This window comes from Noviherbaspirillum soli (assembly GCF_015352955.1).
Taxonomy (GTDB): Bacteria; Pseudomonadota; Gammaproteobacteria; order Burkholderiales; family Burkholderiaceae_D; genus Noviherbaspirillum_A; species Noviherbaspirillum_A soli.
Genome location: NZ_JACYOX010000009.1, coordinates 68,863 through 90,406, shown reverse-complemented (window position 1 = coordinate 90,406; position 21,544 = coordinate 68,863). Strand labels below are relative to the sequence as shown.

Here is a 21,544-nt window from a genome sequence, read left to right as displayed (position 1 = left end):
AGGCAACAGGGTAAGCAAGAGGCTGCCTGCCGTCAATTCAGCACAGGATTTCGGTCGTCAGGCGATGCGCAGGCCGACGTCGATGTTGTTGCGGGTGGCGTTGGAGTAAGGGCAGACTTCATGCGCCTTGTTCACCAGAGCCTGCGCTGCGCCAGCTTCCATGCCGGGCAGGGCGACTTGCAGGCTGACTGCCAGCCCGAAACCGCCGCGGTCATTCGGGCCGATGCCGACTTCCGCGCTGACGTTTGTATCGGCCGGAAGCTGGGCCTTGGTATGGGCTGCCACGAACTTCAATGCCGACAGGAAGCATGCTGCATAGCCTGCTGCGAACAGCTGTTCCGGGTTGGTGCCCGCGCCGCCGGCGCCGCCCAGTTCCTTTGGGGTGTTCAACGGCACGTCCAGGCGATTGTCATCGCTGGCGGCGCGGCCGTCGCGGCCGCCGGTTGCTGTGGCATGGGCTGTGTAGAGTATCTGCATGATGTTCGTCCTTATAAGGAAGTTGGCGGATCGCGGCGCGACTCCATGGCCATCACGATAAGTCAGAATTAAGTTGTGTGCAATTTAATTTTTCTACAATCACGATTGATTTTCGTGTGATGGCGGGATCGGATGGGGGCCACGCCTGCCTATTCGTTCGCCTCGTTTGCTTCGTTTGCATTTGCCAGGCTGCCCCTCAGCAGCGCAAGCTGATTGCGCAGCGTGCTCAGCGCCTGCGCCGACTGGCCGCTCGCACACATGACCTGCCGAGGAATGTCACGCGCACGGCGCTTGAGGGCCCGGCCTTCGGGGGTCAGGGTAATGCGGACCTGGCGTTCATCCTTATCATCGCGGGTACGGACCACCAGTCCTGCTGCTTCAAGACGCTTGAGCAGCGGGGTCAGCGTGCCGGAGTCGAGAAACAGCCTTTTACCGATGTCCTTGACCAGCAGGTCGTCTTCCTGCCACAGCACCAGCATGGCCAGATATTGCGGATAGGTCAGGCCAAGATTGTCGAGAAGCGGCTTGTAAGCCTTTGTCATGGCCAGCGAGGCCGAGTAAAGTGCGAAGCAGAACTGGTTATCCAGGGCCAGCATCTTGTCCGAGCTGGTGGAAGATCTAGACATCTTGATTCCTTGGGTTGAATGCCAGACATGAGGCGGGCGCCAGCCACAGCCTGTGATGTCAGCATTGTCATATTCATTAGCTATCGATCGTATGCGAATTATCCTCAGACTCCAAGTCAGTATCCTTCTCCTTGCCGCGAGCGCCATCTGCTGGGCGCAGGAATTGCCGGCCAGCGTAAGCCGCGCCTTGCGGCAGGCCGGCATACCCGCCAGCGCGGTAGGGGCCTATGCACAGGAAGTCATCGCCGGGCGCACGCTGGTATCGACCAATGCCCTGGTGGCTTTCAGCCCCGCTTCGACCATCAAGCTCGTCACCACCCAGGCGGCGCTGCAGGTGCTGGGGCCTACCTACACCTGGAAAACGGCCGCCTATGCAAGCGGCAGCCAGTCCGGCGATGTGCTCAACGGCGACCTGATCCTGCGCGGCGGCGGCGATCCGCGGCTGACCATGGAAAGCCTGTGGCTGTTCCTGCGGCAGATCAGGGAGAAGGGAATCAGGCAGATCAATGGCGACCTGGTGCTGGACCGCAGCCTGTTTGCCGCACGCGCATTCGATGCGGCGCTATTCGACGGCGCGCCGCAAAAACCCTACAACGCAGGGCCCGATGCGCTGCTGCTGAACTATCATGCCTTCGCCTTGCGGCTGGCGCCCGACCAGTCGAGCGGAACTGCCCGCGTCAGCGTCGAGCCGCCGGTGGCGGGCCTTGCCGTGCAGGGGCCCGCGCTGGTGGAAGGCGAGTGCGGCGACTGGAGAGCCGGACTGGCCCCGGACATCTCCGATAACGGCATCGTTGTCGCCGGCAGTTATCCGTATGCATGCGGTGAGAACACCCTGTATGTGCATCCTTACCAGATGAGCCGCTCCGCATACTTCGGCGCCGTGTTCCGTCGCCTGTGGGGCGAGCTGGGCGGCTCGTTGAAAGGGCAGGTGCGTGACGGCGCGCTGCCCGAGCAGGCGCGCCTGCTGGCACAGTGGCAGTCCGCGCCGCTGACGCAGGTGATCCAGGACATCAATAAATTCAGCAATAACGTGATGGCCAGGCAATTGCTGCTGACGCTGGCCAGCCAGAGTCCGGGCGTGCCGGCCACGCCTGAAGACGGCGAAGCGGTAGTGCGTTCATGGATGCGGGAACGCGGAATCGATGCGCAGGAGATGGTGCTCGACAATGGCTCCGGCCTCTCGCGCAGCACGCGCATTGCGGCGCTGACGATGGCGCGTGTGCTGCTGGCGGCGTACAACTCGCCGGTGATGCCGGAATTCATTGCCTCCTTGCCCCTGGCCGCCTATGACGGCACCATGCGCCACCGCCTGCGTGAAAAGTCTGTCGCCGGGCGGGCGCATATCAAGACCGGCAGCCTGGAAGGCGTGCGGGCGTCCGCAGGCTATGTGATGGCAGCCTCGGGCAAGTGGTATGCGGTGGTCTGCATGGTGAACCATGCCAAGGCAGCGGCGGCCGGCCCCGCGCTGGACCAGCTGGTGCAGTGGATTTACGAAAACGGCTGAGCCCGGCTACAGGATGATGGGCTTGTCCGAAAGCTGGTTCGGGCGCTGGCCGTTTGCGGGCAGCTTCATGTGGAGCAGCGCATTCAGTTGTTCCAATGCCGCGATGGCGCCATCGCGGTAGGCGCCGCGCTGCAGCTGTCGAATCATGGTCTCGCAGATAGCCTGCCATTCGCCGGCCTGCACCAGTCGCCCGACGCCGCGGTCCGCGATGATTTCGACCTGATGGTCGGCCAGATCGAGATAGATCAGCACGCCCGAGTTCTCCTCGGTGTCCCACAGGCGATAGTCGGAGAACAGCTCGCGGGCGCGGGCGCGGGGATGCATGCCATCGAGAATGTCGCCAAGCGGAAGTGCCGGTTCAATGATCATGCGCACTTCCGCGCGATGCAGGGTTTCACCCTGGGCGATGGTTTTCTGGATCTCGTCGAGAACCTTCCTGGGGAAGGCGCGCTGGCCGGATGCGCGGGTGGTGGTCAGGTGCCGCCAGAATCGTTTGAGCTTGTTCATTACCAGTTCCCCGAGGCGCCGCCGCCGTCAAAGCCGCCACCGCCACCCGAAAATCCGCCGCCACCGCCTCCGCCAAATCCGCCGCCACCGAATCCCCCGCCGCCGAAACCGCCCCGGCTGCCAATGCCGCTGCCAAGGATGATGCCGGCATTGCGGCCCCAGTCATTGCCGCCGAGCCGGCTGCGACGACGGCCGCGGCGCGTGAACATGGGCAGCAGGATGAACAGCGCGAAAAACAGGAAGGGCAGCCAAGAGCCCAGGTTGTCCTCTTGCTGGCCTGACTGGCGAGCCGTTGGCGCCGGCAAATTCTCCTTGTCGATCAGGGCGGCAATGGCGGACACGCCGGCAGCAAGACCGCCGTAGAAGTCGTTTTGGCGGAAATGCGGCGCAATCACGTCCTGGAGGATGCGCTTGGACTGCGCATCCGTCAGCGAGCCCTGGACACCGCGGCCGGCCTCGATGCGCAGGCGGCGCAGGGAACTCGGATTGTCGCGTGCGACCAGCAGTATCACGCCGTCATCGATACCCTTGCGCCCGAGCTTCCAGGCGTCGGCCACACGGATGCTGTACTGCTCGATTGCTTCAGGAGCGGTCGATGCCACCAGCAGGACCGCGATCTGGTTGCCGGTACGGTCCTCGTGGTCCTTCAGCACATTTTCCAGTGCATTGCGCTGATCCGGCGTCAACATGCCGATGGTGTCGGTGACGCGGCTTTTCAGTGGCGGAACCGGCGTGAAATCCTGTGCGCCCGCATGCAGAGCGCCCGCCAGGAGCAGCAGTGCGAGCAGGCAGCGCAGCGCCGAGACGATGCTATTTGCCAAAATTGACGGCAGGCGCATTGGAAATGGCCTTTTCATTGTCCACGGTAAAGGAGGGCCGGACCGGATAGCCGAACATCATGGCGGTCAGGTTGGTCGGAAAGCTCCGCGCCAGCACGTTGTACTCTTCCACCGATTTGATGTAACGCTGACGCGCCACGGTGATGCGGTTTTCCGTGCCTTCCAGCTGCGATTGCAGGTCGCGGAACAGGCCGTCAGCCTTGAGCTGCGGATAGTTTTCCGACACTGCCAGCAAACGTGAAAGGGCCTGCGTCAACTGGCCCTGGGCCTGCTGGAAACGCTGGAATGCCTGCGGATCGTTCAGCACCTCCGGCGTTACCTGGATGCTGGTGGCAGCGGCACGCGCCTTGGTGACGGCTTCCAGCGTTTCCCTTTCATGCGATGCATAGCCCTTGACCGTATTGACCAGGTTGGGCACCAGGTCCGCGCGTCGCTGGTACTGGTTGACCACTTCGCCCCAGGCGGCCTTGACCGCTTCGTCCCTGGCCTGGAACTGGTTATATCCGCAGCCCGACAGCAGTATGCTCAGCAAGCCAAGCGTCATCCACGATAACCATTTTTTCATTATCTTTCCCTTCCGTATGAGTTTGATCCGCCGTTCGGCCTGCTGGCTCGCGATTGATACGCAGCGTCTTCCCTGAAGTTGCGGCCAGCGCCGGCAAGGTGCAATCTGGCCGGTGCAGACGCAGGCAGCGATGCCTGAAACATAACATGGCAAGTTACAATATGTTCGCCTGATGCATTAAAGCTTGATCACACACATTTTCTCTCTTTCCACAAGGTTTCCCCGTGAGTTTCACAGCAAAGCTGGCGTCCGCATGGCGCACCCAACAATCCCTGTTATGTGTAGGCCTGGACCCCGACGTATCGCGGTTTCCACCGCATCTCCAGTCCCAGCCGGATGGCATCTTTTCGTTTTGCAAAGCCATTGTCGACGCCACTGCCGCGGCTGCCTGTTGCTTCAAGCCGCAAATCGCCTATTTCGCCGCGCTCCGTGCCGAAGACCAGCTGGAAGCCTTGTGCGCCTATATCCGCAACACCTATCCCGAGTTGCCCATCGTGCTGGACGCCAAGCGTGGCGATATCGGCGCCACCGCCGAGCAATATGCGCGGGAAGCCTATGAGCGTTATGGCGCCGATGCAGTAACGGTCAATCCCTATATGGGATCGGACTCCATCGCGCCTTATACGGAGTGGAAGGACAAGGGCGTGATCGTGCTGTGCCGAACTTCCAATCCGGGAGGCTCCGACCTGCAATTCATGCAGGTCGACGGCGTGCCGCTGTACCAGCATGTGGCCCGACTGGTTGCCGAAAAATGGAATCGCAACGGACAGTGCGGATTAGTGGTTGGCGCGACCTTCCCGGAAGAGCTGGCGCAGGTAAGAGCCATTGTCGGCGATATGCCATTGCTGGTGCCGGGCATAGGCGCGCAGGGCGGCGATATTGCCGCCACTGTCGCGGCCGGGCGCAGCGTCGACGGCACCGGCATGATGATCAATTCGTCACGTGCCATCCTGTACGCACAACCACAAGGCGCCACCGAAACGCATATCGAAGCGGCACGCAGGGTGGCCTGCGAAACGCGCGACGCCATCAACAGCCATCGCGGCATTGCAGGTTGAGCACCATACCGTCCTAGTCTTACTGTTCAAGAAAACGAAGGAGGCCTGCCAGTGAATGCGCAACGGTCTGTTGACGCACCGCATGCCGGTCTCCCTGAAATACCAGCCTTTCGCTGAAAGTGCGGTGTGCCATTGCCCATGCAAAACAGATGGTCCCCACCGGTTTCCCAGGGACTGCACCCCCTGGACCAGCAATGCCAGTGGTAGACAAGGTAATTGTCGCAGCGCTGTTAGCCAGGGCACCTTCCGCCATTGCCTGAGCGACTTCGTCGCTTACCGCGCCATAACGGACAATCAGCGCTTCCGGAACGTCCAGCATGTCTGCCTTGGATGCATTCGAGTAGGTGATGAATCCGCATTCGAACCATTCCGACGAGCCAGCAACTTCAGTAATGGCTTGGGCAACGCCACCTCCGGTACAAGACTCGGCCGTAGCCAGGATGAGGCCTTGCGACTTGAGCACACTGCCTACCTGCGTCGCCAACTCATTGATATCTCTCACGGCGTCTCCTCTCGTTAAATTCGTTTGGACGGTGGTTCCGTCTCGGGCTTGTAGCCCGGCTTACTTTACCACCCTGAGGAGTAAGGAGCCACAAGCAGCAGTCTCAGCGTGCGGAGATGCCATCACATTCGTCGAGCCCGTCGCTTCGCTGAATTGTTACTAAATTGTTTTAAAAACATGGTTGTAATATCGATAAAAACTTCTATAATTCGAGGCTTCTGTAACTTATGGTTAATATAAAATTTAACCTTTTCTAACCAATGCCCAAGCTGACAGCATTCCTGTTGCCGCATCTTCGCCGCGTGATCGTGTGGGTTGCGACGAGCTTGGTCTGCATCCTCCTCGCAGGGCAAGCCAGTTCCATTCATGCGGCTGTACCGGCGATTGATATAGACCTGGCGACTGCTTACGCCGCGGACAACTTCCAAACGCGCAACATCCAGCAGTTTGCGGAGGATGTGAAGGTAGCAACGGATGGACGTGTCAACATTCGTGTGCATTCGGGTGGACGTCTTTTGAAGCCGGCAGAAATCTTTGCGGGGGTTCGTGAAGGCAGGGCAGAAGCAGGTGAAGTCATCATGTCCAGCCTGGAAAAGGAAGAGCTGCTATTTGGGTTGGATTCACTTCCTTTCATTGTTTCAGGCTACGAGGATGCCAAGCGTATGTGGCAAGCCTCGCGTCCGGCAGTTGAGAAGGCGCTGGAAAAACGTGGGTTAGCTGTTTTGTATGCGGTTCCATGGCCTCCGCAAAATCTTTATTCGACCGATGAGGTCAATACGATCCGTGATTTCAGCGGACGCGCAATGCGGGTTTACAACCCTACTACACAGCGTATTGCAGAGCTGATCGGTGCAAGGCCTGTAACGGTGCAGGTGCTGGATCTTGCCAAAGCCATTTCTGCAAAGCGGGTGGAACTAATGCTGACCTCCAGCTGGACAGGGGTAGATACCAAATCCTGGAGGATGATGAGCTATTACTACAAGGTAAATGCCTGGCTTCCCAAAAACATGGTCTTTATTAGAGCAGACATACTTTCGCGTATAGCCGATGCCGACCGCAAAGTATTGATGGATGCAGCGCGTGTGGCAGAGGCCAGGGGATGGCAGTTAAGCCAGGAAAGCGATCAAATTTACGAAAAGCAGTTGGCCGCCAATCACGTAAAGGTATTTGGCATGGATTTCATGATCCGAAGCTATCTTGACCGCATAGGTGAAATCGTTGCACGCGAATGGCTAAAGAAGGCCGGTGTTACGGAGCTGCAGGTTCTTCTGAAATACACGACAGATAGATCGATTAAATAAGCCAGCGTAACAGCTTAAAAACTTTCAATGGCGGTGGCAGTCGCCGTTCTGGCCGCGCAGTAGCCATTTTAAATAGTCGACTTTGCCAGTGAATGCCAAGTCCGTCATTTTGACTGGTAATTTTTGGAATCCCAAGCCAAAACCTCAGGCAAGACAATAAATGGATTTGGGCAAGAATCTACTCAAAAAAGACCAGATTGAGGATCGCACGAGATAGGTGCGGCGCAAACACAGTTATTCAGCCTGGATTGGTTAGGCAGTCGTTATGTAAGCAACCTTGTTTGAAATATTGCTCTTTATGCATCTTGCATGAAGCGCATTCCATATATTTAAAGGAGATGCCCAATGCAGTTTCCATTGAAAACGTTGAAAATAACAGCCTTTTTTCTGGCCGCATTTACTCTCAGTGGCACGGTCATGGCGCAGCAAGAAATCAAGATCGGTGTTCTTTATCCTCTTACCGGTGCAGCGGCATCGACTGGCGCGGAACTTAAAGGTGCACTCGAATTAGCTGCTGACATCGTCAACAACGGAGCCAAAGATATCCCTGACCTGCCTTTCTCTAGCGGCGGGGGGTTGCCTAACCTTAAGGGCGCAAAAATCAAGTTGGTATTTGCGGATCATCAGGGCAATCCTCAAATAGGCGCTACAGAAACAGAGCGACTGATAACACAAGAAAAAGTTGCTGCAGTGGTTGGCGCATATTTCAGCAATGTGACCGCAACATCAAGCCAGGTCGCGGAGCGATATAAGGTTCCTTACCTGAACCCAGACTCATCATCAACATCCCTGACCACAAGAAACTTTAAATGGTTCTACCGTATCACTCCACACGATGATTTGTTTGTTCATAACTTTTTTGAGTTCTTCAAGGATATTGAGACTAAAAAAGGAATAAAGGTAGGGCAGGTCGCGCTGTTTAACGAAAATACATTATGGGGCAATGAAACTTCGAAGCTCGAAAATAAACTTGCAGAAGAGCGTGGAGTGACTGTCGTAAAGTCAATATCCTATCCTGCAAAAAGCACCCAGCTTACATCGGAAATTCAATCCTTGAAATCCGGCAAGCCGCAAGTGGTCATGCAATCTTCCTATTTGGGGGACGCAATTCTGGCAATGAAAACCTACAAAGAACTTAATTTTTCGCCTGATATGATTTTGGCTAATAATGCCGGCTTCACCGATACGGAATTCATTCGGACTTTGGGGCAAGATGCCGATCATATTATCACTCGGGAAGTGTGGTCATTAGACCTGGCGAAGAACAAACCAATTATCGGCCAAGTTAATGACCTGTTTCGCAATCGTTACAAAGTCAATTTCACTGGTAATTCTTCCCGCACATTCACCGGATTGCTAACACTTGCCGATGCTATAAATCGCGCAGGTTCTACGGAGCCAGAAGCAATCAGGAAAGCACTTTCAGAAACCAATATTGATGGTAAAAATACCATCATGCCTTGGAATGGCATAAAGTTTGACCAGCAAGGCCAGAACACATTGGGTTCAGGAATCCTCGTGCAAATTGTCAATGGAAAATACCACACGATCTGGCCTTTTAATCTGGCAACGCGCGAAGTGATCTGGCCCATGCCAAAGTGGGTGCAGTGACCACTTTTTGAATTTTTATATCAATAGTAATGCCTTGGCGTTCAATTAATGAATTCCAAGGCACAGCTTATACTAAAAGCGGTTATTGCTTTTTGCCAGGAGTGTAAATGACGTCAGAAATTATCATCCAGACTTTCGCCTCGGGATTGTTGATTGGCCTGATTTATGCATTGATTGCAATAGGATTGACGCTGATTTTCGGTGTTATGGATATCGTGAATTTTTCACATGGCGAGTTCTTGATGCTGGGTATGTACTCCAGTTTCTGGCTCTACGCGATTTATCACCTGGATCCAATTTATACCCTTCCTCTTACGGCTGTACTTCTTTTTGGCGTCGGAGCAATGGTCTATCGGGTAGTCATCAAAAAAATTATAGATGCTCCCATGCTCGCTCAAATCTTTACTACATTTGGCTTGATGATCCTGTTTAGAGGTTTGGCTCAGTTCTTATGGAAACCTGATTTCAGGACCGTTGGAAATTCTGTCGTCAGTGGGACTGTTTCCCTGTCAGGAATTCAGATCGGGCTGCCCCAGCTTACCGCAGGGGTGGGTGCTATTTTGGTAACCCTTGGAATCTACTTGTTTTTAACAAAGACAAGAACCGGCGCAGCTTTGGAGGCTACTGCAGCAGACAAAGAAGCCGCACGTTTAATGGGAATAGATTCACAGCGCATGTTTACCCTGGCGTGGGGAGTGGGTGCGGCCTGTGCCGGAGTCGCTGGCGGATTACTATCCACTTTTTTTCCAATCTTTCCTGAAATCGGCGCTAATTTCATTTTGACTGCCTTTGTGGTGGTGAATCTTGGTGGATTTGGGAGCGTCGTAGGTGCCTTGTTCGCTGGTATTTTGGTTGGAGTAATCGAGGTAATGGGCGGGTTTTTTCTTGGTCCTCAGTACAAAATGGGGATAGTGCTATGTCTGTTCCTTGCAGTGTTGATGTTCCGACCACAAGGTCTGATGGGAAAAGCTTAGACCGTTAATAAAGGCCTTAGGGAGGATTATGAATCATTTGAATCAACAACCAGCCGTCAGTGCTGCTTATGGATCAGCAGGCTATAAATGGCCTACACGCCTTCTACTCGTATTTTTGCTTAGTGCTGTCATTTTTTTTCCTTTTTTTGAAAAATCCCCATCGCATCAAAACTTTGTAATCCTCGTACTCATGGCTGCGCAGCTCGGTGTGGCATGGAATATTATTGGTGGATACGCTGGGCAAATTTCATTGGGGCAAGTGGCATTCTACGGTCTGGGTGCCTATACTTCGACTCTTTTGTTCACAAAATTCGGTATTAATCCTTGGTTTTCCATTCCCGCCGGTGGACTTCTTGCTGCCTGTATTAGCTTGACTGTTGGCTGGTCATGTTTTCGTCTGAAAGGACACTATTTTGCGATGGCTACTATAGCCGTTGCTGAAATTATTCAGATTGTTTTCACTAACTGGGATTTCGCAGGGGCCGCGGTCGGTCTTAATCTTCCTATGGAAGGAGGCTGGAAATTTCTTATTTTTGCAGATAAAGAGCCATATTACTATCTCGCTCTTGGCTTATTATTGATCACACTGGCAGTTAATTACGCAATCGAGAAAAGTTATCTCGGATATTATCTTAGGGCAATAAAAGATGAGCCTGATGCGGCCCAAAGTTTGGGTGTCAATCTAAGTCTTTATAAACAAATTGCCTTTGCCATCAGTAGTTTTTTTACGGCATTGGGTGGCAGCCTATATGCACATAAAGAGCTTTATATTGATCCTGGCTCAGTTCTGCATACAGGCCTCTCCATAAAAATGGCACTGGTATCCATTCTCGGCGGTGTTGGTACGTTACTGGGGCCTGTTATTGGCGCGGCAGTTCTTACCCTTATTGAAGAAGGTACGCGCATGCTATTTGGCGGATCGGGAAAAGGCACTGATCTGGTTATTTATGCTGCCCTGATCGTAGTTATTGCCGTCTATTATCCAGCCGGGGTTATCGGCTGGATTCGAGGGTACTTGTCCAGGCGCACTGCGATTCGCCAGATGCGGTTGGAAGGGAGAAGGGCATGACTCTTCTTAGGGTAGAAAAAGTATCCAAGCGTTTCGGTGGGATCTGCGCCAATGAGGACATTTCCTTCGATTTGGATGCTGGACAAATTGTTGGATTAATAGGCCCAAACGGTGCTGGAAAAACGACAATGTTCAATTGCATTGCCGGCTATGCTCATCCTACTTTCGGGAAAATCTGGCTCGACGGCAAGGAGGTTAGTGGGTTGCGGCCGGACCAATGTGCTCGCATCGGAATAGGCCGTACCTTCCAGGTAGCACGTACCTTCCACAGCATGAGCGCACTGGAGAATGTGATGGTCGGTGCGGTATTGGTAAACAGGAGTATCCCAGCGGCCCGTGAATATGGCTGGAAATTGCTCGAATTGGTTAGCCTTGCAAAATTTGCCGATAAGCCTGCCGCTAGCATGACTATCAGCGAACAGCGCCGACTAGCCGTAGCCCGTTCCTTGGCAATTAAGCCACGGCTTTTGCTAATGGACGAAGTCATGGCCGGCCTTAATCCATCCGAAGTAAAGGAGATGGTTGATACAGTAAAGAAGATCCGCGACAAGGGGATATCTTGTCTGATTGTCGAGCACGTTCTTGAGGGGATCATGCCGATTGCTGACAAAATCGTTGTTCTTGATTATGGACGAAAAATCGCCGAAGGTCCGCCGGAAGTTGTTTCGAACGATCCCGTGGTAATCGCGGCTTATCTGGGAGATGAATAATGCTCCAGCTTCGGAATTTGAAGGTGAGTTACGACGGGGTTCTTGCTGTTTCCAAGGTGGATCTTGATGTACGCGCGGGCAGTATCGTTGCGCTTGTAGGCGGCAATGGAAACGGAAAATCAACAACGCTGAGAGCAGTGGCTGGCTTGAATGCGGTTGATCAGGGCTCGATTTTTTTCAAGGGCGCAGATATCGCAAAAGTTCCTGCGCACAAGCGTGTAGGACTCGGGTTGTCGCTCGTTCCAGAAGGTCGGCGCATTTTTGCGAGATTGACCGTTGAGCGCAATCTGGAATTGGGCGCTTACAGCCGTAGCAATAAAGAGGAAATCGTAGAATCCATCGATACGATGTATAACCTGTTTCCGATTCTTAAGCAGCGACGCAAGCAACTGGCCGGCACAATGAGCGGAGGCGAACAACAAATGCTTGCAATCAGTCGTGGGCTCATGGCGAAACCGGAGATGCTGCTGCTGGATGAGCCGTCATGGGGTATTGCGCCCAAGTTTGTCACCAAGGTGCTCGACACCATCCAGCTGATTAATTCCCAAGGCGTTTCCATATTACTGGTGGAGCAGAGTTTGCATAAGGCGCTCGCAATTGCGCATTATGGTTATGTTATCCAGACTGGTCGGATTGTCATGGAAGGCACCGGGACCGAATTGCTGAACGACCCCGATATCAAGAAGGCGTATCTCGGATTATGAACATTTCTATTCAGAGTGCCGCGCCTGCGGAAATACGTGCATTATGTCGCGCAGGCGCGTTTGCGGGGCAAACCGCAGGTCTGGCAGATGGTTACGTTCAAACAAATCTGATGATTTTGCCTGCCGAGTATGCGTTTGATTTTCTTCTGTTTTGCCAGCGCAATCCCAAGCCGTGCCCACTGGTTGAAGTGTTGGAGCCAGGCTGTTTTGCGCCTGCCTGCGCAAAAGGTGCTGACTTGCGAACGGATGTACCTGGCTATTGTGTGTACAGGAATGGCGTGCTTACTGAAAAACCGGAAGATATCCAATGCTACTGGCGAGATGATCTGGTCGGCTTTATGCTGGGATGCAGCTTTTCATTTGAAAATGCGCTGATGCGTGAAGGCATAGCACTGCGCCACGTCGAGCAGAAGAAAAATGTTGCGATGTATAAAACCAATCTGGCATGTCATTCAGCGGGATGCATGCAGGGAAATATGGTCGTAAGCATGCGTCCGATAAGAGCTGTGGATGTGTCGCGTGCGGTCCAGATCACTGCCCGCTATCCTCGCGTCCATGGTGCGCCTGTCCATATTGGTTTTCCACAGGGGCTGGGGATTGCCGATTTGTCCAAACCCGATTTTGGCGACCCGGTGCCCTTGATGGATGATGAGTTGCCTGTGTTTTGGGCATGCGGTGTCACGCCGCAGTATATTGCTGAGTTAAGCAAGCTGCCTTTCTGTATCACCCACTCCCCGGGGAAGATGCTGGTAACTGATTTGAAAAATGAAGAGTTCGTTTAATCGGCCTTGAGGAATTTTGAAGTTCAATAAATGTGGCGGGGCGGGACTGGCAAGCACGTTTGATACTGATGATCAGGCGCAGGTTTATGCACCGCACAGCACCGCGCATGGCACGGCATTGAAGTGAAGGCATCGCCAAGCGAGCCTTTTAACCAGTTACGGCCTAGCTTGCCATCGCTTTTCATATACCAGATCGTCGGCTCTATGACACTGCGGCGCCGAATCATGGCTTTGAGCCCGCGTGTCACCGCACGCGTTTGCCCGGAACGCCAGATCTGCACCTGGTCAACCTCGACACCCTTCTAGGCGCGATCCACAAACACCATTTCCGGCTCGACGTCCGGCAGAATCGCTTCCTGCTCCAGCGCTTCGTGCAGCGTGTGTCCGTCGTACGGGTTACGCGGCATGGAACGTGCTCCGACCACCAGACCTTCCGGTCATCGGGCATATGCGCGCCCGGGATCGAGACGTCATCTATCTGCATTGCAATGACTGTTTCTGCAAGCACTGGAGCAATAGATACAGGCAGCCCTAATTCAAGCAGCACGCCAAAAAGCAAACAGCAGCAATGTGTAAAACGCTGCCACGATGTCATCCCACATTACGCCAAAGCCGCCCTTGACATGCCTGTCGAAGAAACGGATAGGCGGCGGCTTGACCATGTCGAAGAGACGGAACCACAGGAAAGCGGCGCACTGGGTAGCAAAATCAGCTGGCATCAGGAAAAGCAGAACCAGCCAGAATGCAATGATTTCATCCCACACCATGCTGCCGTGATCGGCCACACCCATGTCGCGCCCAGTCCGGTCGCAAGCCCAGATGCCGATCATGAAACCCGCGAGTATGGCAACTCCCCAGAATAGCGGTGTAAAGATGGCAGGCCAGAGACCGGTCGGCACGGCGAACAAAGCCCAGCCCATCAGAGTGCCGGCTGTGCCAGGCATCACCGGCGACAAGCCGCTGCCGAATCCCTGCGCCAGCCAATGCGCGGGATGGGCGAGCATGAATTGCGCCAGCGCGGCAGTGGACTTTACTTTGAGTGTCGGGCGCACCGTTATATTCATGGCGTGGAAAAATGGTCGAAGGACCGGACCTGCAGGGACAGCGGCTTGCCTGAGTGATCAGTAAGCCGCAGCCCTGGCATGGCCTCAATGGCGCCTACTCGTGTGACTTCGCACTCAGCGCGCCGAGCGGCGGCATTGACTGCAGAGCGCGCAGCCGGCGGCGCGGTAAAGCACAGTTCATAGTCGTCCCCGCCCGCCATGGTGTAATTGCGGCGAATGGCGCTCGCCTGCGTGCGTAGCACAGGGCCGGCGGGAACCGCATCCACGTTCACGGTCGCGCCAACGCCCGAACGTTGCAGGATATGGCCGAGGTCGCCGACAAGACCATCGGAAATATCGATGGCGGCATGGGCGATGCCCCGCAGCGCGAGACCAAGCGCAATGCGCGGCGTGGGCGCATGCATGCGCAGGCCGGCTGCTGCAAGGTCGGCGTCCGACAGGCTGCACTCCTTGCGGTAGCCGGCAAGGGCCAGGCGTGCTTCCCCCAGGGTGCCCGATATCCAGATGTCGTCGCCTTCCCGGGCCTGGTCACGGCGCAGCGCGAGGCCGGGAGGAACATGGCCGAATACGGTGATGCAAAGGGTAAGCGGGCCCTTGGTGGTGTCGCCGCCGATCAGCTGGCAGCCATGTTCGTCGGCTAGTGCAAGCAGGCCGGCCGAGTACTCGGCCAGCCAGGATTCATCCAGGGCGGGCAGGGCCAGTGCCAGGGTGAAGCCGACTGGCTTTGCGCCCATGGCGGCCAGATCCGACAAGTTGACCGCCAGGCTCTTGTGTCCAAGCAGTCTCGCATCGGCGTCCGGGAAAAAATGGCGGCCTTCCACCAGCATGTCGGAAGAAATGGCCAACTGCATGCCTGGCGCGGGCGCCAGCAGCGCGCAGTCGTCGCCCACGCCGAGATCGACGCCGCTGTCTGCAGACGGCGCGCGGGTGAAGTAACGGGAAATGAGGCTGAATTCGGAAAGCATGCCGGATTGTACTTGAGCCGGTTCCGGCCAGGCTATGAAGCAAGGCCGAAACGTGCCGGCCAAGTAGTCCAGGCGGGGCATGGCGGGATGAGCTTTGGCAAAGTAAGGCTGATACCCAACCCAATCCAATCCATGACGTCCCATGAAACCGCGTCTTTTTCCGCCTGGCTGCGTTGGGATCGTCCGTCGTCAACAGCTGGCCGATTGACTCCTCACCCGTCTTGCCAGACGAAAAATCCATCGGGTTCATCTGGGACGCTATGGATTGGAATTGGTATAACGCGAAGCGGCGGTGCCATCACAGGCAGGAGCATTGCATTGCCGGCGGCAAAAGGCCCGGAATCGACTGACACGTCAGGCGGAGGCCGCTCCGAAGTCCCGAGGGGACGGCATTGCGGCACTGTGCAAATCATCGAAAAGCGTTCAGGGCATAGCAGGCAAGGCCATGCTGTAGATGCTGTAGGCTCTGCAGCATGAGGTCAGGGCCACGTTCTTGCATGCGACTGTGGTCCTGTCGACCTTGGTGGGCTGATGGCGTTGACGCCGACTGTCAGCCAGCGTTATCAATCGCCGGCGTCTTGCCGAGTTCTGCCATCAATACCTGGCGGCTCGCGGCCTCATGATGCGACAGTCCGAATCCCGCAACCAGTCCTTGCGCATCGATGAAGCGGCATACGGTGCGGCCGCTTTCCTCGGTGGTATGCCATCTGCCGTCCTGCAGCGCCTTCTGCGGCGGCGGCACCAGTGCCAGCGGGTAGCAGGGCGTCTTGACGATGACAGCCGCCGGCTTGAGATCGATCGCGCTCGGGGTGCCGGTCAGCGTTTTGGCAATGGCGCGGCCGGCGTTGAGCAGGGGCGCGATATACGGCAGGATGCGAGTGGCGCCGTCGGCTTCCGTGTACTCGGCGCAATCGCCCAGGGCATAGACATCCGGCGCGCTGGCCTGCCCATAGGCATCGACCACGATGCCGCGATTGACCTTCAGGCCGGCAGCCTGGGCCAGCGCGGTGCTGGGCCGCAGGCCGACTGCGGACAGCACGATGTCGGCTTCCACCGTCTCCCCATTGGCCAAGGTGGCTGTGACGCCTTTTTCGCCGCGATCGATCCGGGTCGCCGTGGTGCCCAGGCACAGCCTCACGCCGCGGTCGAGCAGCGCTGCCTGCAAGCCTTCGGACAATGCTGGCGCTGCCAGCGCCGCCAGGGGCAGCGGATTGGGGTCGATCAGGGTGACGGCATGGCCGCCGCCGGCCAGGTCATCCGCGAATTCGCAGCCGATCAGGCCGGCGCCCAGGATCATCACCCGCGCCTGGCGTCCGGCTTCGGTCGCATCCAGCAGTTCGCGGAAGCGGGCGTAGTCTTCCACATGATTGACCGACATAACCTGCTCGGCGGCATCGCCCTGCAGCGGCAGACGAATCGGTTGGGCGCCGATGGCAAAGATCAGCTTGTCATAGTCGAGAACGCCGTTGCTGGTGGCGAGGGTCTTCGCGGCGGTGTCGATGCCGCTCACCGTGGTGGAGGTGAGGATGGTGGCGCCTATCTGCGTTGCGAGCTGGGTCGCGCTCTGCGTCACCAGCTGGGCCGGCAGCTTTTTCTGGGCATAGGCATTGGACAGCATGGGCTTGGAATAGAAGCCGCCATCGTCCGCGGTGATGATGGTGATCGGCACTTCCTTGTCGAGCTTGCGCAATTCGCGGGCGGCGGTGTAGCCAGCCATGCCGGCGCCAATGATGATGATGGGTTTCATGAAGCATCCTTGCAAAAAATGCGCGCCATGCCGTTAACCGGGATGGCGCGCTTCAGTATCTTATTGTTTCGCAGCGAGAACGCGGGTTCGGCAACTGCCACCCTGCCTATTCCGGAGCGCCAGTATAGCGGCTGCGTCAAAGTGGCGGTTGCATCGAAGGCAGCCGCCTACCCACGACCGGCTGTCCTCAGATTTCCACCATTTCGAAGTCGGCCTTGGAAACGCCGCAGTCCGGGCATTCCCAGTTATCGGGAATGTCGTTCCAGCGGGTGCCGGCGGGGATGCCTTCTTCCGGCATGCCGATGCTTTCATCGTAGACAAAGCCGCAAACGACGCATTGATAAGTTTTCATTGGATTCCCTTTCTCAAGATTAATGTGGTGTGCGGTCAGGCGGCCTTGTCGAGCGCGTTCAGCACATCGCGATAGTGGTTCGCGTGGCGCTCCTCGACCTTGGCCAGCGCGGCGAAGCGCTTGGCCGCCATTTCCAGGGTGCGACGGAAGTTCTCGGCATGTTCCCTGGATTCGGCAATCTGCTCGTCGAATTCCGCCACGGCGGCCTGGTTGCCTTCTTCCACGGCCAGGTGGCGGAACTTCGGATACATCTCGGTGTATTCGTAGGTCTCGCCCTCGATCGCGATTTCCAGCGCCTTCGCCGGGGTCATCTTCGCCTTCGGGTAGAGCAGGTCGAGATGGCCGAAGGCATGCATGACTTCCTGCTCGGCGGTGGCCTCGAAGGCTTTCGCGACATCTTCGGCGCCGGCGGCACGCGCCAGCTTGGCGAAATAACGATACTTGATATGCGCCATCGACTCGCCGGCGAAAGCGGCTTCGAGGTTTTGCACGGTAACGGAATTGTTATCGGCCATGATGTACTCCCTTAGAAAATTAATTTGGCAAATCAGAATGGAGAGAATCATAGCCAAAATAAATCGATCCGCGAAATTGATTGTAGTTATCGAAGGGATAGCTTTCAATAATATTCTTTGTGGAAATATATTGAACGCTGTTAACCAAGTCTTGATTCGTGAAAATACCTATTAGTTCAATATCAAGCGTCTGCTAAAATCGTCAACTTTCCGTAAGAATTCATAGGAAGGTTGCAATGGATACGCCGAATGACCAGAAAGAAGAAATTCGCCAGCAATTGCGCCAGGCGGCGCTTGAATACCATGAATTTCCGACGCCCGGAAAAATCAGCGTTACTCCCACCAAGCAACTGACCAACCAGCGCGACCTGTCGCTGGCCTATTCACCTGGCGTTGCGGCCGCCTGCGAGGAAATCGTGGTCGACCCGGCCAACGCTTTCCGCTACACCGCGCGGGGCAACCTGGTTGCCGTCATTTCCAACGGTACCGCCGTCCTCGGCCTGGGCAATATCGGCGCGCTGGCATCCAAGCCGGTAATGGAAGGCAAGGGCGTGCTGTTCAAGAAATTCGCCGGCATCGATGTCTTCGACATCGAAGTCAACGAAACCGACCCCGACAAGCTGTGCGACATCATTGCCGCGCTGGAGCCGACCTTCGGCGGCGTCAACCTGGAAGACATCAAGGCGCCGGAGTGCTTCTACATCGAGCGCAAGCTGCGCGAAAAGATGAAGATCCCGGTCTTCCACGACGACCAGCATGGCACCGCCATCATCGTCGGCGCCGCCATCCTGAACGGCCTGAAGGTGGTCGGCAAGAATATGAAGGAATGCAAGATGGTGGTCAGCGGCGCCGGTGCGGCCGCGCTGGCCTGCCTGGACCTGCTGGTCGACCTCGGCTTCCCGCTTGAGAACATCTGGGTTACCGACCTGGCCGGCGTGGTGTATTCCGGCCGTGTCGAACTGATGGACCCGGACAAGGCACGCTTTGCGCAGCCAACCGATGCCCGCAGCCTGAACGACGTGATCGCCGATGCCGACATCTTCCTCGGCCTGTCGGCCGGCGGCGTGCTGAAGCAGGACATGGTCATGAAGATGGCGCCGCGTCCGCTGATCCTGGCGCTGGCCAACCCGAATCCGGAAATCACGCCGGAAGACGTGAAGGCCGTGCGCAGCGACGCCGTGATCGCCACCGGCCGTTCGGACTATCCGAACCAGGTCAACAACGTGCTGTGCTTCCCCTACATCTTCCGCGGCGCGCTCGATTGCGGCGCCACCACCATCACCCGCGACATGGAAATCGCCTCGGTGCATGCGATTGCCGGCCTGGCCCAGGAAGAGCAGTCCGACATCGTCGCCACCACCTACGGCATCACCAACCTGTCCTTCGGCCCGGAATACATCATTCCCAAGCCTTTCGATCCGCGCCTGATGGAGCGCATCGCGCTGGCGGTGGCCAAGGCGGCCGAGGCGGGCGGCGTTGCCGCGCGTCCCATCCAGGACGTGCAGGCCTATACCGAGCGCCTGCAGCAATTCGTCTACCGCAGCGGCACTTTCATGAAGCCGATCTTCGCGGTGGCCAAGAAGGCGCCTGCGGAGTTGAAGCGCATCGTCTATGCCGAGGGCGAGGAAGAGAAAGTCCTGCGCGCGGTGCAGGTGGTGGTCGACGAGACCCTGGCCAAGCCTATCCTGGTTGGCCGTCCGGCCGTGCTGGCGCAGCGCATCGAGAAGTTCGGCCTGCGCCTGCGTCCCGGCGTGGACTTCGAAGTCATCAATCCGGAATATGACGAGCGTTTCCGCAGCTACTGGGAGACCTATCTGCAGATGACGATCAGGAAGGGCATCAGCCAGCAGTACGCCAAGCTGGAAATGCGCCGCCGTCATACCCTGATCGGCGCCATGATGGTCCACAAGGGCGATGCCGACGGCATGATCTGCGGCACCTACGGCACCACCGACGTGCATCTGCGCTACATCGATCATGTGCTGGGCAAGCGTGAAGGCGTCAATGTCTATGCGGCGATGAATGCGCTGCTGCTGCAGGACCGCCAGATCATGATCGTCGACACCCATGTCAACGAGAACCCGAGCGCCGAGCAGATTGCCGAGATCACGCTGCTGGCCGCCGAGGAAATGCGCCGCTTTGGCCTGATGCCGCGGGTGGCGCTGCTGTCGCATTCCAACTTCGGCACCAGCAACAGCGAGTCGGCAAGGAAGATGCGCCAGGCGCTGGCGCTGCTGCGCGAACTCGACCCGCAACTGGAAGTCGATGGCGAGATGCATGGCGACACCGCGCTGAATCCGGCGCTGTTGAAGCGCACCATGCCCGACAGCAGCCTGAGCGGCGAAGCCAACCTGCTGGTGATGCCCAATATCGACGCCGCCAACATTGCCTACAACCTGCTCAAGACCACGGCCGGCAACGGCATCGCGATCGGGCCGGTTCTGCTGGGTTGCGCAAAGCCGGTACACATCCTGACGCCGTCGGCGACCGTGCGACGCATCGTCAACATGACGGCGCTGTGCGTGGTGGATGCGGTGTATCAGCGCTGATTGCTTTTGGCGCTGACCAGAAACCGCTGTCGATGGCAGCGGTTTTTTTTTGCTCGTTGTTTTATTTGTGTGGCGGAATGGCCAGCCATGACAGTGGCTTTTGACGTGAAGAGACTGCCGCTCGCGTGGGCGCAATACCCGAAGGGCATTGCGCCATGGGTCGCGAACCGGGATGGTCTCGCAGCCGACTTGCTTGGTCAACCATCGGTGCAATGCCCCTTCGGGGTATTGCACCCTACGGACTTCGCAGTTTTTGTGCTTGCGTAGCGCCGCACGGCGCGCTCAATGGCGCTTGAATGGCAACGGCCTTATTCTCCAGCCAGCTTCAGGCCGATGATGCCGGCCACGATCAGCGCCACGCTGACCAGCCGCGCCGGGCTGGCCGACTCGCCGAACAGCACGATCCCGAGTATCACGGTGCCGACCGCGCCCACGCCCACCCAGACGGCGTAAGCGGTGCCTACCGGCAGCGCGCGCATCGCGATGCCAAGCAGTCCTATGCTGACCAGCATCGCGGCGGCGGTGCCGACGCTGGGCCAGAGACGGGTGAAGCCTTCGGTGTATTTGAGGCCGATGGCCCAGGCCACTTCGAACAGGCCGGCGATGATGAGGAGTATCCAGTTCATGGGAATGTTGACAGGCCTGAGTGGCTGAAGCTGAAGGATGATCGCCACATGGTGTGCATCTTCCTTGTTCAAAAGCCTGACTTTATCACCGGCTGCCTTCAGCGCTTGCAGTATCGGCACTTCCCTTAATCAGGATCGGGTATGGCAGTGGCTGGCATTAACCGCCATCCTGTGCGCCATAGGTGCGGGCCAGCATCCGGGAGGAGCTGGCACTTTGCAACTGCATGGCGAGTTCTTCGCGCCACGGCAGGAGCAGCGCTTCAATTTTCTGCTGCCTGTCCAGGATCAGCCGGATCAGGGCTTCCAGTCGGTTCACGATTTCTGCCGAATATGGCGGCAGCGCCTGATGCCGCTTCAGCGAGGCTAGGGCGGCCGCTTCAAGTTCCTGCTGGCGTGCGAAGGCTTCCCAGTCGCGCGCCTGAGCCGAGGTTAGCGCCTCGGCCGCGAGGCCCGCCAGTTCTTCATAGCATGCCAGTACGTCATTGCGATGCATGATC

The 21,544-nt window shown here is 56.9% G+C and carries 23 protein-coding genes and 1 pseudogene; 10 read left to right on the top strand and 14 right to left on the bottom strand.

Translation table 11 applies throughout. The features are described from left to right. Nucleotides 1-57: 57 nt before the first annotated feature. Both IGW04_RS09580 and IGW04_RS09575 read right to left on the bottom strand, forming a co-directional pair. Nucleotides 58-477, bottom strand: a complete 420-nt coding sequence (locus IGW04_RS09580; RefSeq protein ID WP_194712850.1) for an organic hydroperoxide resistance protein — start codon at nucleotides 475-477, stop codon at nucleotides 58-60. 149 nt (nucleotides 478-626) lie between these two features. Further along, on the bottom strand, nucleotides 627-1,103 hold the full coding sequence (locus tag IGW04_RS09575; RefSeq protein ID WP_194712849.1) for a MarR family winged helix-turn-helix transcriptional regulator: 477 nt from the start codon (nucleotides 1,101-1,103) through the stop codon (nucleotides 627-629). 163 nt (nucleotides 1,104-1,266) lie between these two features. On the opposite strand from IGW04_RS09575, the gene dacB reads away from it, so the two are divergent. Beyond that, entirely contained in the window at nucleotides 1,267-2,607 is a 1,341-nt protein-coding gene (dacB, locus tag IGW04_RS09570) for a D-alanyl-D-alanine carboxypeptidase/D-alanyl-D-alanine endopeptidase (RefSeq protein ID WP_228526961.1), read from the top strand. Between the two features lie 6 nt (nucleotides 2,608-2,613). Here the strand turns inward: dacB and IGW04_RS09565 are convergent, their stop codons facing one another. The 3 genes from IGW04_RS09565 to IGW04_RS09555 are packed head-to-tail and all read right to left on the bottom strand — an operon-like array spanning nucleotide 2,614 to nucleotide 4,518. Beyond that, the gene (locus tag IGW04_RS09565) at nucleotides 2,614-3,114 is read right to left on the bottom strand and encodes a TPM domain-containing protein (protein ID WP_194712847.1); all 501 of its coding nucleotides are present in this window, start codon (nucleotides 3,112-3,114) and stop codon (nucleotides 2,614-2,616) included. Continuing rightward, nucleotides 3,114-3,953 (bottom strand): TPM domain-containing protein, encoded by an 840-nt coding sequence (locus IGW04_RS09560; protein ID WP_194712846.1) that lies wholly within the window; start codon nucleotides 3,951-3,953, stop codon nucleotides 3,114-3,116. The genes IGW04_RS09565 and IGW04_RS09560 overlap by 1 nt, the downstream gene beginning before the upstream one ends. Then, nucleotides 3,925-4,518 (bottom strand): LemA family protein, encoded by a 594-nt coding sequence (locus IGW04_RS09555; RefSeq protein WP_194712845.1) that lies wholly within the window; start codon nucleotides 4,516-4,518, stop codon nucleotides 3,925-3,927. The genes IGW04_RS09560 and IGW04_RS09555 overlap by 29 nt, the downstream gene beginning before the upstream one ends. 224 nt (nucleotides 4,519-4,742) lie before the next feature. Between IGW04_RS09555 and pyrF the strand changes: the two genes are divergently transcribed. Then, a complete protein-coding gene (gene pyrF, locus IGW04_RS09550; RefSeq protein WP_194712844.1) occupies nucleotides 4,743-5,576 on the top strand; it encodes an orotidine-5'-phosphate decarboxylase in 834 nt (277 codons plus the stop codon). A gap of 19 nt (nucleotides 5,577-5,595) precedes the next feature. Here the strand turns inward: pyrF and IGW04_RS09545 are convergent, their stop codons facing one another. Then, complete coding sequence (locus IGW04_RS09545; RefSeq protein WP_194712843.1) at nucleotides 5,596-6,078, bottom strand: CinA family protein; 483 nt, start codon at nucleotides 6,076-6,078, stop codon at nucleotides 5,596-5,598. Between the two features lie 260 nt (nucleotides 6,079-6,338). On the opposite strand from IGW04_RS09545, the gene IGW04_RS09540 reads away from it, so the two are divergent. From IGW04_RS09540 to IGW04_RS09510, 7 genes are all read left to right on the top strand, one after another. Further along, nucleotides 6,339-7,379, top strand: a complete 1,041-nt coding sequence (locus IGW04_RS09540) for a TRAP transporter substrate-binding protein (RefSeq protein ID WP_194712842.1) — start codon at nucleotides 6,339-6,341, stop codon at nucleotides 7,377-7,379. 345 nt (nucleotides 7,380-7,724) lie between these two features. Beyond that, nucleotides 7,725-8,990, top strand: coding sequence for an ABC transporter substrate-binding protein (locus IGW04_RS09535; protein WP_194712841.1), 1,266 nt, complete (start codon nucleotides 7,725-7,727; stop codon nucleotides 8,988-8,990). A gap of 107 nt (nucleotides 8,991-9,097) precedes the next feature. Next, a complete protein-coding gene (locus IGW04_RS09530) occupies nucleotides 9,098-9,964 on the top strand; it encodes a branched-chain amino acid ABC transporter permease (RefSeq protein WP_194712840.1) in 867 nt (288 codons plus the stop codon). 28 nt (nucleotides 9,965-9,992) lie between these two features. After that, nucleotides 9,993-11,033, top strand: a complete 1,041-nt coding sequence (locus IGW04_RS09525; RefSeq protein ID WP_194712839.1) for a branched-chain amino acid ABC transporter permease — start codon at nucleotides 9,993-9,995, stop codon at nucleotides 11,031-11,033. After that, on the top strand, nucleotides 11,030-11,743 hold the full coding sequence (locus tag IGW04_RS09520) for an ABC transporter ATP-binding protein (protein ID WP_194712838.1): 714 nt from the start codon (nucleotides 11,030-11,032) through the stop codon (nucleotides 11,741-11,743). Before IGW04_RS09525 ends, IGW04_RS09520 begins: the two co-directional genes overlap by 4 nt. Beyond that, nucleotides 11,743-12,447, top strand: coding sequence for an ABC transporter ATP-binding protein (locus tag IGW04_RS09515; protein WP_194712837.1), 705 nt, complete (start codon nucleotides 11,743-11,745; stop codon nucleotides 12,445-12,447). The genes IGW04_RS09520 and IGW04_RS09515 overlap by 1 nt, the downstream gene beginning before the upstream one ends. Next, the gene (locus IGW04_RS09510) at nucleotides 12,444-13,229 is read left to right on the top strand and encodes a putative hydro-lyase (RefSeq protein ID WP_194712836.1); all 786 of its coding nucleotides are present in this window, start codon (nucleotides 12,444-12,446) and stop codon (nucleotides 13,227-13,229) included. The genes IGW04_RS09515 and IGW04_RS09510 overlap by 4 nt, the downstream gene beginning before the upstream one ends. Before the next feature lie 23 nt (nucleotides 13,230-13,252). Here the strand turns inward: IGW04_RS09510 and IGW04_RS09505 are convergent. The 6 genes and pseudogenes from IGW04_RS09505 to IGW04_RS09480 form a co-directional block, all read right to left on the bottom strand. After that, a pseudogene (locus IGW04_RS09505) lies at nucleotides 13,253-13,663 on the bottom strand (hypothetical protein); the annotation flags it as partial. Between the two features lie 102 nt (nucleotides 13,664-13,765). Further along, complete coding sequence (locus tag IGW04_RS09500) at nucleotides 13,766-14,293, bottom strand: phosphatidylglycerophosphatase A family protein (RefSeq protein ID WP_228526960.1); 528 nt, start codon at nucleotides 14,291-14,293, stop codon at nucleotides 13,766-13,768. After that, nucleotides 14,290-15,258, bottom strand: a complete 969-nt coding sequence (thiL, locus tag IGW04_RS09495) for a thiamine-phosphate kinase (protein WP_194712835.1) — start codon at nucleotides 15,256-15,258, stop codon at nucleotides 14,290-14,292. The genes IGW04_RS09500 and thiL overlap by 4 nt, the downstream gene beginning before the upstream one ends. A 550-nt stretch (nucleotides 15,259-15,808) precedes the next feature. Then, entirely contained in the window at nucleotides 15,809-17,005 is a 1,197-nt protein-coding gene (locus IGW04_RS09490) for an FAD-dependent oxidoreductase (protein ID WP_194712834.1), read from the bottom strand. A gap of 187 nt (nucleotides 17,006-17,192) precedes the next feature. Next, a complete protein-coding gene (locus IGW04_RS09485; RefSeq protein ID WP_194712833.1) occupies nucleotides 17,193-17,357 on the bottom strand; it encodes a rubredoxin in 165 nt (54 codons plus the stop codon). Nucleotides 17,358-17,392: 35 nt separating this feature from the next. Next, nucleotides 17,393-17,872, bottom strand: a complete 480-nt coding sequence (locus IGW04_RS09480) for a rubrerythrin family protein (RefSeq protein ID WP_194712832.1) — start codon at nucleotides 17,870-17,872, stop codon at nucleotides 17,393-17,395. 236 nt (nucleotides 17,873-18,108) lie between these two features. Here IGW04_RS09480 and IGW04_RS09475 point away from each other — a divergent pair, with 236 nt between their 5' ends. Then, nucleotides 18,109-20,421 (top strand): NADP-dependent malic enzyme, encoded by a 2,313-nt coding sequence (locus IGW04_RS09475; protein ID WP_194712831.1) that lies wholly within the window; start codon nucleotides 18,109-18,111, stop codon nucleotides 20,419-20,421. 308 nt (nucleotides 20,422-20,729) lie between these two features. On the opposite strand, the gene sugE is transcribed toward IGW04_RS09475, so the two are convergent. Then, complete coding sequence (gene sugE, locus IGW04_RS09470) at nucleotides 20,730-21,047, bottom strand: quaternary ammonium compound efflux SMR transporter SugE (RefSeq protein WP_194712830.1); 318 nt, start codon at nucleotides 21,045-21,047, stop codon at nucleotides 20,730-20,732. 157 nt (nucleotides 21,048-21,204) lie between these two features. Next, nucleotides 21,205-21,540 carry a flagellar protein FliT gene (locus tag IGW04_RS09465; protein ID WP_194712829.1) on the bottom strand — a complete coding sequence of 112 codons (336 nt, stop codon included), beginning with the start codon at nucleotides 21,538-21,540 and terminating at the stop codon, nucleotides 21,205-21,207. Between the last annotated feature and the right edge of the window lie 4 nt (nucleotides 21,541-21,544).

Bases quoted from the DNA above. Each gene is read 5' to 3' on its own strand.
- IGW04_RS09580 (WP_194712850.1), bottom strand. From the start codon at position 477: ATGCAGATACTCTACACAGCCCATGCCACAGCAACCGGCGGCCGCGAC.
- IGW04_RS09575 (WP_194712849.1), bottom strand. From the start codon at position 1,103: ATGTCTAGATCTTCCACCAGCTCGGACAAGATGCTGGCCCTGGATAAC.
- IGW04_RS09565 (WP_194712847.1), bottom strand. From the start codon at position 3,114: ATGAACAAGCTCAAACGATTCTGGCGGCACCTGACCACCACCCGCGCA.
- IGW04_RS09560 (WP_194712846.1), bottom strand. From the start codon at position 3,953: ATGCGCCTGCCGTCAATTTTGGCAAATAGCATCGTCTCGGCGCTGCGC.
- IGW04_RS09555 (WP_194712845.1), bottom strand. From the start codon at position 4,518: ATGAAAAAATGGTTATCGTGGATGACGCTTGGCTTGCTGAGCATACTG.
- IGW04_RS09540 (WP_194712842.1), top strand. From the start codon at position 6,339: ATGCCCAAGCTGACAGCATTCCTGTTGCCGCATCTTCGCCGCGTGATC.
- IGW04_RS09535 (WP_194712841.1), top strand. From the start codon at position 7,725: ATGCAGTTTCCATTGAAAACGTTGAAAATAACAGCCTTTTTTCTGGCC.
- IGW04_RS09530 (WP_194712840.1), top strand. From the start codon at position 9,098: ATGACGTCAGAAATTATCATCCAGACTTTCGCCTCGGGATTGTTGATT.
- IGW04_RS09525 (WP_194712839.1), top strand. From the start codon at position 9,993: ATGAATCATTTGAATCAACAACCAGCCGTCAGTGCTGCTTATGGATCA.
- IGW04_RS09520 (WP_194712838.1), top strand. From the start codon at position 11,030: ATGACTCTTCTTAGGGTAGAAAAAGTATCCAAGCGTTTCGGTGGGATC.
- IGW04_RS09515 (WP_194712837.1), top strand. From the start codon at position 11,743: ATGCTCCAGCTTCGGAATTTGAAGGTGAGTTACGACGGGGTTCTTGCT.
- IGW04_RS09510 (WP_194712836.1), top strand. From the start codon at position 12,444: ATGAACATTTCTATTCAGAGTGCCGCGCCTGCGGAAATACGTGCATTA.
- IGW04_RS09500 (WP_228526960.1), bottom strand. From the start codon at position 14,293: ATGAATATAACGGTGCGCCCGACACTCAAAGTAAAGTCCACTGCCGCG.
- thiL (WP_194712835.1), bottom strand. From the start codon at position 15,258: ATGCTTTCCGAATTCAGCCTCATTTCCCGTTACTTCACCCGCGCGCCG.
- IGW04_RS09490 (WP_194712834.1), bottom strand. From the start codon at position 17,005: ATGAAACCCATCATCATCATTGGCGCCGGCATGGCTGGCTACACCGCC.
- IGW04_RS09485 (WP_194712833.1), bottom strand. From the start codon at position 17,357: ATGAAAACTTATCAATGCGTCGTTTGCGGCTTTGTCTACGATGAAAGC.
- IGW04_RS09480 (WP_194712832.1), bottom strand. From the start codon at position 17,872: ATGGCCGATAACAATTCCGTTACCGTGCAAAACCTCGAAGCCGCTTTC.
- IGW04_RS09475 (WP_194712831.1), top strand. From the start codon at position 18,109: ATGGATACGCCGAATGACCAGAAAGAAGAAATTCGCCAGCAATTGCGC.
- sugE (WP_194712830.1), bottom strand. From the start codon at position 21,047: ATGAACTGGATACTCCTCATCATCGCCGGCCTGTTCGAAGTGGCCTGG.
- IGW04_RS09465 (WP_194712829.1), bottom strand. From the start codon at position 21,540: ATGCATCGCAATGACGTACTGGCATGCTATGAAGAACTGGCGGGCCTC.